This window comes from Noviluteimonas caseinilytica, from assembly GCF_018406605.1.
GTDB lineage: Bacteria > Pseudomonadota > Gammaproteobacteria > Xanthomonadales > Xanthomonadaceae > Noviluteimonas > Noviluteimonas caseinilytica.
This window is the reverse complement of the sequence record NZ_AP024545.1, coordinates 2,816,226-2,830,623: the sequence shown is the minus strand read 5'-3', so window position 1 is coordinate 2,830,623 and position 14,398 is coordinate 2,816,226. Positions and strand designations below refer to the sequence as shown.

At 65.9% G+C, this 14,398-nt stretch carries 14 protein-coding genes and 1 tRNA gene; 10 read left to right on the top strand and 5 right to left on the bottom strand.

The genetic code is table 11. The annotated features are described in order from the left end of the window. Window positions 1–28: 28 nt before the first annotated feature. Both msrP and msrQ read left to right on the top strand, forming a co-directional pair. A complete protein-coding gene (msrP, locus tag LYSCAS_RS13855) occupies window positions 29–997 on the top strand; it encodes a protein-methionine-sulfoxide reductase catalytic subunit MsrP (RefSeq protein ID WP_213434640.1) in 969 nt (322 codons plus the stop codon). A gap of 26 nt (window positions 998–1,023) precedes the next feature. After that, window positions 1,024–1,686 (top strand): protein-methionine-sulfoxide reductase heme-binding subunit MsrQ, encoded by a 663-nt coding sequence (gene msrQ, locus LYSCAS_RS13850; RefSeq protein ID WP_244858759.1) that lies wholly within the window; start codon window positions 1,024–1,026, stop codon window positions 1,684–1,686. 40 nt (window positions 1,687–1,726) lie between these two features. Here the strand turns inward: msrQ and LYSCAS_RS13845 are convergent, their stop codons facing one another. Together LYSCAS_RS13845 and LYSCAS_RS13840 are read right to left on the bottom strand one after the other, a co-directional pair. Then, window positions 1,727–2,197 (bottom strand): hypothetical protein, encoded by a 471-nt coding sequence (locus tag LYSCAS_RS13845; protein WP_213434639.1) that lies wholly within the window; start codon window positions 2,195–2,197, stop codon window positions 1,727–1,729. Between the two features lie 12 nt (window positions 2,198–2,209). Further along, window positions 2,210–3,034 (bottom strand): FHA domain-containing protein, encoded by an 825-nt coding sequence (locus LYSCAS_RS13840; RefSeq protein WP_213434638.1) that lies wholly within the window; start codon window positions 3,032–3,034, stop codon window positions 2,210–2,212. Window positions 3,035–3,085: 51 nt separating this feature from the next. Between LYSCAS_RS13840 and LYSCAS_RS13835 the strand changes: the two genes are divergently transcribed. After that, complete coding sequence (locus LYSCAS_RS13835; RefSeq protein ID WP_213434637.1) at window positions 3,086–3,361, top strand: polyhydroxyalkanoic acid system family protein; 276 nt, start codon at window positions 3,086–3,088, stop codon at window positions 3,359–3,361. Window position 3,362: 1 nt separating this feature from the next. On the opposite strand, the gene LYSCAS_RS13830 is transcribed toward LYSCAS_RS13835, so the two are convergent. Further along, complete coding sequence (locus tag LYSCAS_RS13830) at window positions 3,363–4,070, bottom strand: FFLEELY motif protein (protein ID WP_213434636.1); 708 nt, start codon at window positions 4,068–4,070, stop codon at window positions 3,363–3,365. Window positions 4,071–4,157: 87 nt separating this feature from the next. Between LYSCAS_RS13830 and LYSCAS_RS13825 the strand changes: the two genes are divergently transcribed. The 3 genes from LYSCAS_RS13825 (at window position 4,158) to LYSCAS_RS13815 (ending at window position 7,919) form a co-directional block, all read left to right on the top strand. Next, the gene (locus LYSCAS_RS13825) at window positions 4,158–5,390 is read left to right on the top strand and encodes a patatin-like phospholipase family protein (RefSeq protein ID WP_213434635.1); all 1,233 of its coding nucleotides are present in this window, start codon (window positions 4,158–4,160) and stop codon (window positions 5,388–5,390) included. Window positions 5,391–6,226: 836 nt separating this feature from the next. Continuing rightward, window positions 6,227–6,778: a phasin family protein gene (locus LYSCAS_RS13820; protein WP_244858549.1), complete on the top strand. Its 552-nt coding sequence runs from the start codon at window positions 6,227–6,229 to the stop codon at window positions 6,776–6,778. Between the two features lie 151 nt (window positions 6,779–6,929). Beyond that, the gene (locus LYSCAS_RS13815; protein WP_213434634.1) at window positions 6,930–7,919 is read left to right on the top strand and encodes a restriction endonuclease; all 990 of its coding nucleotides are present in this window, start codon (window positions 6,930–6,932) and stop codon (window positions 7,917–7,919) included. Window positions 7,920–8,009: 90 nt separating this feature from the next. On the opposite strand, the gene LYSCAS_RS13810 is transcribed toward LYSCAS_RS13815, so the two are convergent. Further along, window positions 8,010–10,001 (bottom strand): SDR family oxidoreductase, encoded by a 1,992-nt coding sequence (locus LYSCAS_RS13810; RefSeq protein ID WP_213434633.1) that lies wholly within the window; start codon window positions 9,999–10,001, stop codon window positions 8,010–8,012. Between the two features lie 160 nt (window positions 10,002–10,161). Between LYSCAS_RS13810 and LYSCAS_RS13805 the strand changes: the two genes are divergently transcribed. The 4 genes from LYSCAS_RS13805 (at window position 10,162) to LYSCAS_RS13790 (ending at window position 12,500) form a co-directional block, all read left to right on the top strand. After that, on the top strand, window positions 10,162–10,419 hold the full coding sequence (locus LYSCAS_RS13805) for an acyl-CoA-binding protein (RefSeq protein ID WP_213434632.1): 258 nt from the start codon (window positions 10,162–10,164) through the stop codon (window positions 10,417–10,419). Between the two features lie 16 nt (window positions 10,420–10,435). Beyond that, window positions 10,436–11,062: a TetR/AcrR family transcriptional regulator gene (locus tag LYSCAS_RS13800; RefSeq protein ID WP_213434631.1), complete on the top strand. Its 627-nt coding sequence runs from the start codon at window positions 10,436–10,438 to the stop codon at window positions 11,060–11,062. A gap of 457 nt (window positions 11,063–11,519) precedes the next feature. Further along, a complete protein-coding gene (locus LYSCAS_RS13795) occupies window positions 11,520–12,368 on the top strand; it encodes a hypothetical protein (RefSeq protein ID WP_213434630.1) in 849 nt (282 codons plus the stop codon). A 57-nt stretch (window positions 12,369–12,425) separates the two neighbouring features. Then, window positions 12,426–12,500 (top strand) — tRNA-Val (locus LYSCAS_RS13790). A 102-nt stretch (window positions 12,501–12,602) separates the two neighbouring features. Here LYSCAS_RS13790 and LYSCAS_RS13785 read toward each other — a convergent pair. Then, window positions 12,603–14,381 (bottom strand): SIR2 family protein, encoded by a 1,779-nt coding sequence (locus LYSCAS_RS13785; protein ID WP_213434629.1) that lies wholly within the window; start codon window positions 14,379–14,381, stop codon window positions 12,603–12,605. Window positions 14,382–14,398: the final 17 nt, after the last annotated feature.

Below are 14,398 nucleotides of genomic sequence, written 5' to 3'. Positions count from 1 at the left end.
GCGAATTGCTCTACCAAAGGAGCCCGACATGAGCCTGCGCGACGCCCTCAACATCCCCGCTTCGCAGATCACCGACGAGGCGGTCTACGCCGATCGCCGACGGCTGCTGGCTGCCTTCGCCGCGATGCCCACCCTGGCGCTGTCGGGCTGCAGCGATGCCGCGCCCCCGCCGCCGCCGTCGAAGACCATCGTGACCCCGGCACAGGCGAGTTCCGGCTTCCGCACCACGGAAGAGCTGACGCGTTTCGAAGACGCCACCAGCTACAACAACTTCTACGAGTTCGGCAGCGGCAAGGCCGACCCGTCGCAGGCGAAGAAAACCCTGCGCACCAAACCCTGGACCGTCCTGGTCGGCGGCGAATGCGCCAAGCCCGGCCGCCTGTCGCTCGACGACCTGCTGAAGGGCTTCAAGCCCGAGGAACGCATCTACCGGCTGCGCTGCGTGGAAGGCTGGTCGATGGTGATCCCGTGGCTCGGCGTGCCGCTGGGCCCGGTGCTCAAGCGATTCGAGCCCACCTCGAAGGCGAAGTACGTGGCCTTCGTGACGCTGGGCGATCCGGTGCAGATGCCGGGCATCCGCTATCCGATCCTCGACTGGCCGTACCGCGAAGGCCTGCGCATCGACGAGGCCATGCATCCGCTCGCGTTCCTGGCCACCGGGCTCTACGGCAAGGCGTTGCCGCAGCAGAACGGTGCGCCGCTGCGACTGCTCGTGCCGTGGAAGTACGGGTTCAAGGGGATCAAGTCGATCGTGCGCATCGAGTTCGTCGAGAAGATGCCGGAGACCGCGTGGCACGCCTCGCAGCCGAGCGAGTACGGCTTCTTCTCCAACGTCAATCCGAACGTCGACCATCCGCGCTGGAGCCAGAAGACCGAGCGCCGCATCGCCGGCACCGCGAGCAAGCTGTTTGCAGAACGCATCCCGACGAAGCTGTTCAACGGCTACCCGCAGGTCGCATCGCTGTACGCGGGCATGGACCTGAGGAAGTGGTTCTGAGCGCGAAGCGCCGCACGCCGGCGGGGATCATCGCGGCGAAGACCGTCGTGCATGCGCTCGCGCTGACGCCGGCCGCGTGGCTGGGCTGGCAGGTGTGGACGGTTTCGCAGACCGGCAGCGACGCACTGGGCGCCGATCCCGTCGCCGAAATCGAACATCGCCTCGGCCTGTGGGCGCTGCGCTTCCTGATGCTCGCGCTCGCGGTCACGCCGTTGCGGCAACTCACGGGCCAGGCCGTGCTGGTGCGCTTCCGCCGCATGCTCGGCCTGTACGCATTCTTCTACGCGACCCTGCATTTCAGCGCGTACCTCGGCCTGGACCTGCGCGGTTACTGGACGCAGATCTTCGCGGAGATCGTGAAGCGGCCCTACATCACCGTCGGCTTCACCGCGTGGTTGTTGCTGCTGCCGCTCGCGATCACCTCCACCACCGGGTGGATCAAGCGCCTCGGCCGCAACTGGGCGCGCCTGCACAAGCTCGTCTACGCGATCGGCGTGCTCGCGGTGCTGCATTTCTGGTGGCTGGTGAAATCGGACATCCGCGAGCCCGCGTTGTATGCGGGGATCCTGGCGGTGTTGCTGGGGTGGCGGGTGTGGAAGAAGTGGGGGGCGGCGCGGGTTGGGCGGGTGACGACGCCGTCGGTTTCGCGGGCGGGGGTGATGCCCTTGAAGAGCGGGAACGGGGAATAGGGAACAGGGAAAGGGCCGGAATCGGGTGGGTGGACCACCTTCAGGCGCGGAGGTGGCTTGCCTTTCGGTACGCCGCCACTGACCAGTACGACACGCCTGACAACATCATTGCCCCGGCTAACAGGTAGCGCCACCAAGGCCAGGACGTGTTCTGCTGAGTGACGAGCAAGAAGATCGGAAAGGACACCAGGTACACGGCAAACAAGCGCAAGAACCAAGGCGGCAGCAATCCGCCGTAGCTGCGACGGTTGAAAACAAGTCGCACGCCCAACGTGACCACCCACAGGCTCGTCGCGCCAAGGATCAGACCGCCGATCAAGCCGCGGCCGTTGTCACGATCAAAGAGCACCTTCAGCAGCGACACCGCGAAGCAAAAGAGCGCGACGAAGGCCACGAACAACCCCGCACACACACGCAGAAGCGCCGCGCCAGCGCGCAACGGCCCAGGCAGCCTACGACGCGGAAGGGTATCGAGCTTGTCTGGTTCGCCGGGCGGCGGAAGTTCGGTCATCCCGCTCTTGCCTCACCCCGGCGACCCGAACCACAGAATCGCACTGATCGCCCCCGCCAGCAGCAACGCCGCCAGCAACAACCACGGCAAGCGCCGCGCGGTATTCCGGTTGCGCGTCGCACTCGTCTGCGCGAAGTCGATGTCGTCCGGTAACTCCGGCGCCATCGCGTCGTGCGGAATGTTGGGCCGGCCCGGTGCTTCGACGACGAACCGCTGGTGCGCATCGAACACGATCTGGTCGCCGGTGCGCAGCACGGCGTCGCGCACCGATTCGCCGTTGACGACGCTCGGCTCCGCGCCCGGCAGGCTGCGCAGCAGCACGTTGCCGCCCTGCACTTCGATGCGGGCGTGGCGTTCGGCGAAGGCGGGGTCGTCGATGCGGATGTCGGCTTCGACGCCGCGGCCGATGATGCGCGGGCGTTCGAGGGTGAAGCTGCGGCCGTGGTACTGGCCGCCCACGCCGCGCAACAGGATGCGCGGATCGCCTGCGTCACCGACGCCGTTGGCGGCCGGCGGCAGCGCGCGATCGCCCTTCGGGCCGAGCAGCAGCAATTCGTTGCCGTCGACGTAGATCGCATCGCCGACGCGCAGCATCGCCATGCGCCGCACCGGGCGGCCATTGACGTGCACGGTGCGCGCGCCCTCGCCCAGCGTCAGCCAGACGCCGCGGCGATCGATGCACAACTGCGCCATCGCTGCGCCCTTGTCGGGCACGGGCGCGAGCGTGCCGTCCGCGGCGCGCCCGATGCCATGCAGGCCCGGGCCGACCGCGAGGTCGGGCTGGTTCGAGTTCGTGAAGCGCAATCGCAAGGTATCCACCGCGCGGGAATCTAGCATGCGTGCACAATGCGTCCACTCTAGTTGCCAACAATTTCCCCGGAGCCCGCCATGTCCCAGATCGATATCCGCCATCCCCACGCACTGCCGACGGCCCAGGCACGCAAGGCCGTGCAGGAAGTCGCGGACAAGCTGGACGCGCGGTTCGGGATGGAAAGCCGCTGGGAAGGCGACACGCTGCATTTCTCGCGCTCGGGCGTGGATGGCCACATCGCACTGATGCCGAAGGAATTGCACGTCACCGCGAAGCTGGGGTTCCTGCTGTCGGCGATGAAGGGCCCGATCGAACAGGAAATCCGCCGCGTGCTGGGCGAACGCTTCGCCTGAGTCAGACCGCGAACGGGTCGGCCACGCCCTCGAATAGACGGGCCGCCAGCGCCCGTTCGCGCAGCGCGATGTCGTCCAGGAACGCATCGGCGTCCCCGAGTTCGCGGAACGCCGCCACGCCCCGTTCGAGGAACGCCTGCAGCTCGCCGAAGCCGGCCGCATGCGCCGGCCCGCGCGAGATCCGCAACAGCATCCCCACGCCCGGCAAGCGCAGCGCCGCGGCCAGGCCGTGGCCGACCTGTTCGATCAGGGCGATCTGCTTGTCGCGCAGGCGCGGCAATCCGACGCGCCGATACGCCTGCGCGTAGCGCTTGTCGTCCAGGCGGCGCCCGTCGGGGAACAGCGAATGCAGCGCTTCGGCCATGCGCAGGTCGAAGGCATGCGTCAGCGCCCCGAGCGCGATGCCGTCGCTCACCGTCGCCAGCAGGGAGGCCGGCAGCACGCGCTGCATGGTCGGGATGACGCGGGCGATGTCGGCGTCGCGGCGGCTGAAGTCGTGGTCGCCGTAGACATCGGTGAGGAAGAAGTGCGCGGCCGGGGCGACTTCGGGATCGGCCAGGTAACCGGCGAAGCTGCGTTCGAGCCGCGCGGCCTGCCAGCGGCGCAGTTCCGGCAGCCAGCGCAGGCGGTTGCGGGGTTCGCGGGCCGGGTCGTGCAGGGCCTGGTGGCAGGCCAGCCGGCGCAGCAGCGGGGTTTGCGGGGCGGACATGGGGCGTGATTCTGCGGGACCGGTGAGCGCAGCGGTGACATTCGACGCCGTATAGTCCGCCGACTCCACCGCAACGCCCTTCACTCGATGCTTTCCCTGCACCCTGCCCGTTCAAGGCCGACCCCCGCTTCCACGACGCCGAAGATCGGCCTGGCCGTCGCCGGCGGCGGCCCCATCGGCGGCATGTACGAACTCGGCGCGCTGCGCGCGATGGACGAAGCCATCGAAGGCCTCGACCTCACTCGCCTGGATTGCTACGTGGGCGTGAGCTCCGGCGCGTTCCTCGCCGCGGGCCTGGCCAACCGCATGGGCACGGCGGAGATGTGCCGCATCTTCATCACCGGCGACAGCGACGACGTGCAGTTCCGGCCGGAGACGTTCCTGCGCCCGGCGTTCTTCGAATACATGCGCCGCGCGTCCAACGCGCCGCGCCTGGCGATGGAATGGTGGCGCGACATGCTGTTCCGCCGCGGCGATTCGCGCTGGTCCGACGCGATCGCGCGCTTCGGCGGGCTGGTGCCGACGGGCTTGTTCGACAGCACGGAAATCGAACGCTTCCTGCGCGAAGTGTTCACCCGCCGCGGGCGCAGCAACGATTTCCGCGAACTGGCCGCGCCGCTGTACGTGATTGCGGTGGAGCTGGACAGCGGCAAGGCCGTGCGCTTCGGCGACGAAGGCTGGGACGACGTGCCGATCTCGCGCGCGGTGCAGGCCAGTGCGGCGTTGCCGGGTCTCTATGCGCCAGTGGAAGTACGCGGCAAGCATTTCGTCGATGGCGCGTTGCGCCGCACGATGCATGCGTCGTTGCTGCTCGAGCGCGGCGTGGATTTGCTGATCGGCATCAATCCGCTGGTGCCGTTCGATTCCGGCAACGCGGTGCGCACGCCGGGCGGCATCGACCAGCGTTTGTCGGAAGGCGGCCTGCCGGTGGTGCTGTCGCAGACGTTCCGCACGCTGTTGCAATCGCGCATGCAGGTGGGCCTGGCGCGTTACGCGCAGACGTACCCGGACATCGACCAGCTGGTGTTCGAGCCCAACAGCGACGACGGCGAGTTGTTCTTCACGAATGTCTTCAGCTTCGCGGCGCGCCGGCGCGTGTGCGAGCTGGCGTACCGCAACACGATGGACGACCTGCGCAAGCGTGCGGCGGAACTGAAGCCGGTGCTGGCGGCGCACGGGTTGGCGTTGCGCGAGGAGATCATCAACGACGAAACGCGGTCGATCCTCGATGGTTTGCCGAAGCCGCCGAGGGCGACGGAAACCACCGCGCGGTTGCGCCGGGCGCTGGATGATGTCGAGCACTTGATCGGGCAGCGTTGAGGTCAAAAGCGGGTTCAACCGCCTCCGGCCCGGCGCTCCGCCGCGATGAGGGCCTATAGGTCCTCCCCCGTCGTTTTGCGATGCGTCCAGCCGCAAGACGCCGGCCGTGCGCCATCCATGGCGCACTGTACGGACCTATAGGCCCTCATCACGTCGAAGCGCTTCGCGACCGGGTCGTTGCGACGCTGCGTAGGGGTAGACCCTGGCACCGCATCTCTGGGTCGCTGGCGAACAGCTGCACTCGGACCGACGGCGCACTGCACGCCCAGCCAATCCCGCTCCGCTGCCTCGCCATCCCTGGCTGCGAGCATCGGCGCCGTCCATCCATGGACGGCTGCGCGGGATTGGCTCGGCGTGCGGTGCGCCTCACCGAAACTTTGCTTGCTGCAATTCCTTCTTTCGAAAGCAGCAGCAAAAGCGCGGTGTCTCGGCCCTCCTTCCTAATGTGTGCGAGGCACAGACTTGGACTGGCGCATCGCCTGCCAGAGAGCAGTGAGGCATTTCAGATGCGAGGGCTCGAGGTGGGCGAGCGCCTCCCTCCGGAGAAGGTGTGTTCGCCAGCGGCCATCCGACGCGGTGCGAGGCACTACTACGACGTGTTGGCGAAAACAAAACCGCGACGAGGTCCGACGCGTCACGTCGCGTGTCTCTTTTCTGCTGTGACAGCGGAAAAGAGACATGCGGCGGGACGTGGCGGAACGCCCTCACTGGGTGTCCCCGCCTTCGCGGGGACAACGTACTCACCCGGGCGCGAGTACACAGGGTCGTGTGATTGCTCTAGACGTCGCGCCGATTCTCCATCCCCTACTCCACCGATCCCCGCCCGCGGAGGGCACATGGCCAAGCTCAAGAAGACCGCACGCAAGACGTCGTCGCGCACGAAGGCCAGTGACGCCAGCGCCCAGGCGCAGGCCGAGCGCCTGTCCAAGTCCCTCAGCGAATCGGCCCAGCAGATCTGGCTCGCGGGCGTGGGCGCCTTCGGTCGCGCGCAGGCGGAGGGCACCAAGCTCTTCGAAGGCCTGGTCAAGGAAGGCCTCAACCTGGAACAGACCGCGCGCAAGCTCGCCGGCAACCGCGCCGACGTCGTGCGCGACGCCGTCGAGAGCCGCGTGGGCCAGGCGCGCGAACGCGCCGTGGATACGTGGGATCGCCTCGAGAAGGTGTTCGAGGATCGCGTGCAGCGCGCCCTCGTGAAGCTGGGCGTGCCCGGCCGCGACGACCTGGCCTCGCTCGCCGATCGCGTCGATAGGCTGACGGCTGAGCTGCGTCGCGTCGGTGGTTCGCCGGCGCCGAAGGCCCGTCGCAGCACCGCGTCCGCCGCGCCGGCGAAGAAGCCCGCCGCCAGGCGCGCCACGAAGAAAGCGACGAAGAAGCCGCCCGTCGCGTAACGCTCCAGGCCCGCCGGTCCACTCCGACCGTAGTTCCCCTCCCCTTATGGTTCCGGGCCGGCGGGCCCCTTACGTTTCCTAGCAGCAGCGCACGCAGGCGTGCGCGGGCCGTGGCGTATGATTCGCGCCTCCCGCCCCATGCCTGAGCCGAATGTTCGAAGCGCCCACGCTCCTGCTCGCCCTGGTCGTCGCCATCGCGCTGGGCACCCTCGGCACCCTCTATTTCTGGACCATCCGCCGTCGCCAGGACGAAGCGGAGACCGGCGTGCGCGCGTTGTCGGCGATGCGCTGGCGCGAGTTCTCGCACTTCGTGCTCGACGCGATGCGCCACCGCGGCTACGACGTGCTCACCTTCGAAGATGAAGCCGACCGCGGCCAGCAGACCGAATTCCTGCTGATGCGCGACAACGAACGCACGCTGCTCAGCGCCAAGCACGGCTCGGCGTATCGCCTCACGCAGCAGACGGTGGCGGAGTTCGTAGCCGCCATGAAATTCCAGGGCGCGCGCCACGGCCTGCTGGTCACCGGCGGCAACGTCGACCCGGACGCGCGCAAGCCTGCGCAGCAGAACTCCATCGAACTGATCGACGGCGGCAAGCTGTGGCCGGAAATCCGCCCGCTGCTGCCCGCCTCGCTGACCGACGAAGTGCGTGGCGAAGCCGCGCATCGCGCGCGCCGGCAGGTCACGCTGGCGTGGATGGGCGCGCTGGTCGCGGGTTTGGCGGTCGCCGTGTTCTACGGCAACTCGCGCACGCATGAATCCGTGGCGGAAGCGACGCCGCTCGCCGCAACGCCCGCGTCGGTGATGGAAGCCCCAGCAGTGTCCGCGGCAGCCGTCGCCACGGCCTCCCCGATCGGCGTGACGCTGCCGGAAGACAACGTCGCATCCACGCCCGCGGAAGAAGAGCGCCAGCGCGTGGAAGTCGCGCGCATCGTCTCGACGCTGCCCGGCATCGAGCGCGCGGAATGGACGACCAAGTCCACGCTGATGGTGCACGTGGACGAGACGAGCACGGAGCGCTTCGACGAGGTGTGCACGGTGCTGACGCGGTTCGCGAATTTGCGGACGTCGCGCGTGCATTTGCAGCCGCCGGAAGGTAGTACGCAGCAGGTCAGGTTCAAGCAATGCGCGACGTTCTGACGCGCATCGCCGTCATTCCCGCGTAGGCGGGAATCCAGCTTTTGCCGTCGCTCTGGATTCCCGCCTTCGCGGGAATGACGAGCGGGTCGGCTACCAATGCACCCCCCGCATCAACGAAGCAAACGCAATCTGCTCGTTGCTCGGCGCCGTCTCCCCCCGTAGCGCCTTCTTGTCCCCCTTGGCCGCCGCCGAATCCGGGAACAACTCGAACGCGGTGTTCATCACCACTTCGTAGGCCTTCGGGGCCAGCGCGTTGATCACCGAGGCGAAGATGCCCAGGCGCGTGGCGATGCGGCTCGGGCGTTCGATGATCGCCTTCACCAGCAAGTCCGCGGCTTCTTCCGGCGTCAGCGTGGGCACGCTGTCGTACATCTTGGTCGGCGCGATCATCGGCGTCTTGACCAGCGGCATGTTGATCGTGGTGAACGCGATGCCGCGGCCCGACAACTCACCCTGCGCGCACCGCGACCACGCATCCAGCGCCGCCTTCGACGCAACGTAGGCGGAGAAGCGCGGCGAATTGGCCAGCACGCCGATCGAGCTGATGTTGATGATGTGGCCCTTGCGACGATGCGTCATCGTCGGCAGGAAGCCCATGATCAGGCGCAGGCTGCCGAAGTAGTTCAGCTGCATCGTGCGCTCGAAATCATGGAAGCGGTCGTAGCTGAGTTCGATCGACCGGCGGATCGACCGCCCGGCGTTGTTGATCAGCACATCGACGTGCCCATGCTCCTCCAGCACCGTCTTGACCAGGCGGTCGCAGTCGGCCATGTCGGCCAGGTCCGCCGTGTAGGCGAACACCTTGCCGCCGCGGGACTTCATGTCGTCGCGCGCCTTGTGCAGTTCGGTTTCGCCGCGCGCCACGATGATGGTGATCGCGCCGGCTTCGGCCACGCGTTGCGCCGTCGACAAACCGATGCCCGACGACCCGCCGGTGATCAGCACGACCTTGCCGCGCACCTTGCCCTTCAGCGAGCGATCGATGAAGAGATCGGGATCCAGGTGCCGTTCCCAGTAATCCCACAGGCGCCACGCGTACGTGTCGAGCGCCGGCACCGAGATGCCGCTGCCCTTCAACGCGCGCTCGGTCTCGCGGTTGTCGAAGCGCGTGGGATAGGTGATGAACTTGAGCGTGGACTTCGGGATCTTGAAGTCGCGCAGCAGCATGCCGATGAAGCGCCGCACCGGCGGCAGGTTGCCCACGGCGCTGCGGATGCCGCTGGGCACGAAGGCGAACATGCGCGCGTCGATGCGCAGCGTCATTTCCGGCGCGTGGCCGGCGCGCGCGAAGGTGTTGAGCACCTCGCCGACGCGCATCGGTTCCGGATCCGTCAAATGGAACGTATGGCCGTCGAGCTTCGGCTTGTGCGCGATGTGGTCCATCGCATCCACCACGAAGTCCACGGGCACGATGTTGATGCGCCCGCCTTCGATGCCGAGCGTGGGCATCCACTGCGGCAGCATCTCGCGCAGCTTCTTGATGAAGGAGAAGAAGTAGTACGGGCCGTCGATCTTGTCCATCTCGCCGGTCTTCGAATGACCGACCACCATGCCCGGGCGATAGATGCGCCACTTGATGCGCTTCTCTTCGCGCACCAGGCCTTCCGAGTCGTGCTTGGTGCGCAGGTACGGATCGTCCAGGCCTTCGGCCTCGGCGAACATGTCTTCGCGGAACACGCCCGGGTACATGCCGGCCGCCGCGATCGACGAGGTGTGGTGGAAGATGCCCGCGCCGATGGCGGCCGCGAAGTCCAACGCATGTTGCGTGCCATCCACGTTGGCGGCGCGCTGCGACGCGGCGTCGGCCGTGAGGTCGTAGATGGCGGCCAGGTGGAAGAAGTGTTTGATCTTGCCGTTGAGCGCTTTCACCTGCGCGGCCGACACGCCGCACCTGGGCGCGGTCATGTCGCCTTCGACGACGAAGATGCGCTTCATGTCCCAGCCCATCTTGGTGGCGATGGCATCGAGCTTCTTGCGCGAATCCTTGCGCACCAGCACGTGGATGGGGCCCTTGCGCTTGAGCAGCGCACTGACCAGGTAGCGACCGAGGAAGCCGGTGGCGCCGGTGACGAAGTAGCTCATTGCATGCTCCCCGGGCGACGGTGCCGCCGTGTTCACGCGCTACGTTGCCAGACACCCGCCGCCTCGACAATTCCCCTGCGTATTGACCGGCTTCCGGACGCGTGCTGTGATGCCGCCTCGCCGCGCACACGGAGCGCGGCCCCCGACCGACGGTGGCCCCATGTCCGATCTGAAAGCCCGCTTCGACCAGGCCGCGAAAGACATCCAGTCCCTGGCCGAGCGCCCGGACAACGACACCCTGCTGCGCCTGTACGCGCTCTACAAGCAGGGCTCGGAAGGCGACGTCAGCGGCCCCAAGCCCGGCTTCTTCGACTTCGTGGGCACGGCCAAGTACGAGGCCTGGGCCAAGTTGAGCGGCACCTCGCAGGACGACGCGATGCAGAAGTACGTCGACCTGGTGAAGAATCTCACCGCCTGACCCAAGGCGAGACCCCATGGCGCGGCAGACCCGACAGCGCATCCTCGATGCGTCGCTCGCGATGTTCAACGCGCAGGGCGAACCCAACGTCACCACCAACCACATCGCCGACGAGCTGGAGATCAGCCCCGGCAATTTGTATTACCACTTCCGTAACAAGGACGACATCATCGAGCACCTCTTCGGCCGTTACGAAGAGCGCATCGATGCCGCCCTGAGCGCCCCCGAAGGCCGCCTGCCCGGCCTGGAAGACATCTGGCTGCAGCTGCACCTGGTGTTCGAGTGCATCTGGGATTACCGGTTCCTGTACCGCGACCTCGCGAACATCCTGAGCCGCAACCGCCGCTTGCGGATCCGCTTCGCACGGATCCTGCGCCGCGCGGACGAACAGGCGCATGCAGTGATGCGGGGGTTGTCGCAGGCCGGCGTGATGCGCGCCTCGGCGGACGAACTGGATGCGGCCGCGACGAACGTGCTGGTGATCGCCACGTTCTGGCTCAACTACGCGTCCGCGCGCGGCGACAAGGACGAACAGCAGTCCATCCGCGCCGGCATCGTGCAAGTGATGATGCTGCTGGCCCCGTTCCTGCGAGACGCAGAGCGCGTGCACCTCAACGGCCTGATCCAGGCCTACCGCGACTAAGCTTTTGCCTGTCTCCTCCCCGCTCGCGGGGAGGCCGGGAGGGGACGCCCCGACGCTGCGCTAATCACCGCCCACGCCCAGCAATCCTTCGCTGCGACTCCGTCTCACCCGCCTTCCGCGACCCCGAAGAAGCCACCTTCCGCACCGCCCGTTTAGCCACCTTCTGCGTAGTCACGAATTCCGCAGGCGGTTCCTTCGTCGGGTTCGCCGAAATCGACTCAATCTTGCGCCGCACCCGCGCCATGAGCCCAAGGCCCGCAAGCCAGAGATGACGCAGGTTGGTTTCGCGATGTGACATGGGGGAAGGCTCCTGATCCGGCGCGTAGCGTGCAAGCGCACCAATAGAGTAGTCACACCATGTAGAACCACGTGAAAAATGCATGGGCCTGCCGCGGCCTCTTGCCTCGGGCCGCACGCAGCGCAATGCTGCCGCTTCTTTCGACGGATCGAGGCATGCATGGCCAAGTCCAAGTGGGCGCCCTTCCCGCACGATGCCAAGGCGTTCGCCTACGCCGGCGACGCATTGAAGAAAGCCTGGCCGCAGCTGCACGCCGGCGACGCCGAACCCTTCCCCGACAGCAAGCGCGCCGCCGCGTTGCTGAAAGCGGCCGGCAAGGCTGCCCCGAAGCTGGACGCCGACGCATTGGCGGACGCGCTGCAGGACGCCTGGCGCGCCTTCCATCGCGGCGACTTCCAGGCCGCGTTCGAGGCCGGCGACGCCCTCGGCCCGGTCGGCGCCTCGGTGGCCACCAAGGCCCTCGGCATCCATGCCACGTACTTGGTGGACGACGACGACGAAAAGCTGAAGCGCTTCGAGCAGGCCGCCAAGCTGGCCGAGGCCGCCATCAAGGCCCTGCCCGACGACGCCAACAGCCACTACCGCCACGCCTTCGCGCTGGGCCGCTACAGCCAGGGCCTGTCGATCGCCAAGGCGCTCAAGCAGGGCATCGCCGGCAAGGTGCGCGCCTCGCTCGACAACGCCCTGGAACGGGCGCCCAAGCACGCCGAAGCCCACACCGCCCTGGCCCTGTACCACGCCGAGATCATCGGCAAGATCGGCGCCATGATCGGCGGCCTCACGTATGGCGCGAAGGCCAGCGAGGCCGAGACGCACATCAAGACGGCGCTGAAACTGACGCCCGACTCCCCCATCGCGCACATCGAGCACGGCAACGTGCTGCTGTTGCTGCATGGGGAGAAGAAGGAGGATGCCGCCGCCGGCGCATTCGAGAAGGCCGCGAAGACCAAGCCGAAGGACGCGATGGAAGCGCTGGACGCCGCCTGGGCGCGGGACCAGATCGAGTAGGCGCAAAAAAGGCGTTGCCCGATCCGGAGCGCTTCCGTAGAATGCCGCGCCTGCATCGGGCGGTTAGCTCAGCGGTAGAGCATTGCCTTCACACGGCAAGGGTCGCAGGTTCGAACCCTGCACCGCCCACCAGGTTTAGACGCTACGGCCACCCTGAGGGTGGCCGTTTTCGTTTGTTGCGGTCCACGCGCTTGATCTTGACGCGACATCAGCCCCTACGAGGATCCCGCTCCGCTACCACCTCATTCTGGATGCCAATCTTTGTAGGTTGATGAGGTAAAGCTTCAGCTTGCGCCTGCTGCCGGAAGCGAAACCCGAAGACACAAGTTCTAATTCGCGCGGCTCCGATTCAAACTCGCGAATGAGCTTTAGACAGTTCTGACTGTGCCATCCAGAGCGGCCGACAGGCATCCACGCCAAGTGTTCCTGGCCTTTTACCGCCTCCTCCAAACTCTCCTCACTATTCCGCTCAAAGTGCGCGAGCGACGCTAGGCTTTCGAACCGTTCGTAGAGGAGTTCAAAATCGGGCACCGTGCCCACAAAACTTGACTTCCACGAGTTCATTACCTGTAGGAGGTGATCGCTCAAGGGAGTCTTGTGATTCTCTAGACCTTCAAGCTTTTGCCACAAGACCTTGTCTTGACCCAAATCCCACGCCCACAAGAAGAGCTCTGACACGATGCTTTTCGCGTCGTCTCGATCCGACGCCAGCGTCGTCGTCATGAACGTGTGCAACGCACGCCAGCGCTCGGCCCTTGTTAGTCCGATACCGTAGGCCGTCATAAGCAGAACTGCCGGATACGCGCGAAGCTGTGCCCATACGACCACTCCATTCCTTTGTTGGTACGCGCTGTGGTGCAAAGCTCGAACAGCCTCTTGCATCATCGGAAGTTCACTTCCATCTCCCCACCTGCCCAAGACTCCAGCCACCCGAGCGAAGGGCTCGACCAGCCCTTCATAGCGTCCAACGGTTAAGCGAAACGACGCCTCGTCCCAAGGTCGCTCAAGTGCAAACTCAGGCGCGTCCGATGATGAAAGCAGACTTTCTGTCTCACCTGTAACCAGGTCATCAAGTGAAATGCGAAACTCAGGTTTCGCAAGGTACTTCTTTGCGCTTGCGACTAGGAGCTCCAGACTTTCCGGGCGTTTGCGTCTAGTTTGCTCAAGCGTGTCTACTGACCTTTGCAAGCTGACAAAGAACTCATCTGCGCCGATGATCTGAAACGTCCTCGCCCTACGTTGTTCCACCAATTGCGTAGCGCTCTCGCTGATGGACCCCCTGGTTGCCCAGAAAACACTGTACCGCCTACTCGGCGCACGAAGCATCGCGGAACGAAGTGCGTGGTCCCAATCGCCAGACCAGCCACAGACAATGAGCCCATGCTCGTCAAAGACGCGGTCCAAGAGCAAGTCATATTCCCTTGGGTAGGCCTCAAGCTCCTGATCAGTATTGAGTATGCGTGAGTCCTTGTAGTCTCCGTGCAGCTTCACTAGATAGCACTGACTGTGCGTGAGCGGCTCTGCGCCGCTCATCGAGTCCACCGACGAAACAATCGTTGGTTCTACGCCTGCCTCGCGAAGCGCGTTCTCCATCAACCGATCGAAATTTGTGGTGAGAATGACTCGCACGTAGCCGGCCGCGACCAGCTTTGCGATTGCCTGATGCGCTACCGTCGGCAACTTCCTGCCCTGCTCTCGATCGTCGGCAGTTGGCTCGATGTAACTGTGAAGGATTGACCGCCGCTCCTCTGGTGACGTGGCGAGCGCTTCAAGCAGCCTCGAATAGTTCGGCTCTTCGCCCACTTCGTCGCGATACCACTGAGCCCAATCCGGCTGCGGCGGAACATCCCGGGCAGCAGCCACGCGGCGTATCAAATCAATGGTGATCTCCCAACCCGTTGGAATGTCAGCCGAACGGGACATCCCGGACCCTAAAAGCACGGCATAGACGCCCTTGTTCTCAAAGACCGAAAAGGCAATCTGGGTCAGCGCATCATCTTTTAGGAAAGTCATCCGCCCCTCTCAGGTTT

What these genes read in the sequence shown, in the direction of transcription:
- msrP (WP_213434640.1), top strand. Translation starts at nt 29, where the DNA reads ATGAGCCTGCGCGACGCCCTCAACATCCCCGCTTCGCAGATCACCGAC.
- LYSCAS_RS13845 (WP_213434639.1), bottom strand. Translation starts at nt 2,197, where the DNA reads ATGACCGAACTTCCGCCGCCCGGCGAACCAGACAAGCTCGATACCCTT.
- LYSCAS_RS13840 (WP_213434638.1), bottom strand. Translation starts at nt 3,034, where the DNA reads ATGCTAGATTCCCGCGCGGTGGATACCTTGCGATTGCGCTTCACGAAC.
- LYSCAS_RS13835 (WP_213434637.1), top strand. Translation starts at nt 3,086, where the DNA reads ATGTCCCAGATCGATATCCGCCATCCCCACGCACTGCCGACGGCCCAG.
- LYSCAS_RS13830 (WP_213434636.1), bottom strand. Translation starts at nt 4,070, where the DNA reads ATGTCCGCCCCGCAAACCCCGCTGCTGCGCCGGCTGGCCTGCCACCAG.
- LYSCAS_RS13825 (WP_213434635.1), top strand. Translation starts at nt 4,158, where the DNA reads ATGCTTTCCCTGCACCCTGCCCGTTCAAGGCCGACCCCCGCTTCCACG.
- LYSCAS_RS13820 (WP_244858549.1), top strand. Translation starts at nt 6,227, where the DNA reads ATGGCCAAGCTCAAGAAGACCGCACGCAAGACGTCGTCGCGCACGAAG.
- LYSCAS_RS13815 (WP_213434634.1), top strand. Translation starts at nt 6,930, where the DNA reads ATGTTCGAAGCGCCCACGCTCCTGCTCGCCCTGGTCGTCGCCATCGCG.
- LYSCAS_RS13810 (WP_213434633.1), bottom strand. Translation starts at nt 10,001, where the DNA reads ATGAGCTACTTCGTCACCGGCGCCACCGGCTTCCTCGGTCGCTACCTG.
- LYSCAS_RS13805 (WP_213434632.1), top strand. Translation starts at nt 10,162, where the DNA reads ATGTCCGATCTGAAAGCCCGCTTCGACCAGGCCGCGAAAGACATCCAG.
- LYSCAS_RS13800 (WP_213434631.1), top strand. Translation starts at nt 10,436, where the DNA reads ATGGCGCGGCAGACCCGACAGCGCATCCTCGATGCGTCGCTCGCGATG.
- LYSCAS_RS13795 (WP_213434630.1), top strand. Translation starts at nt 11,520, where the DNA reads ATGGCCAAGTCCAAGTGGGCGCCCTTCCCGCACGATGCCAAGGCGTTC.
- LYSCAS_RS13785 (WP_213434629.1), bottom strand. Translation starts at nt 14,381, where the DNA reads ATGACTTTCCTAAAAGATGATGCGCTGACCCAGATTGCCTTTTCGGTC.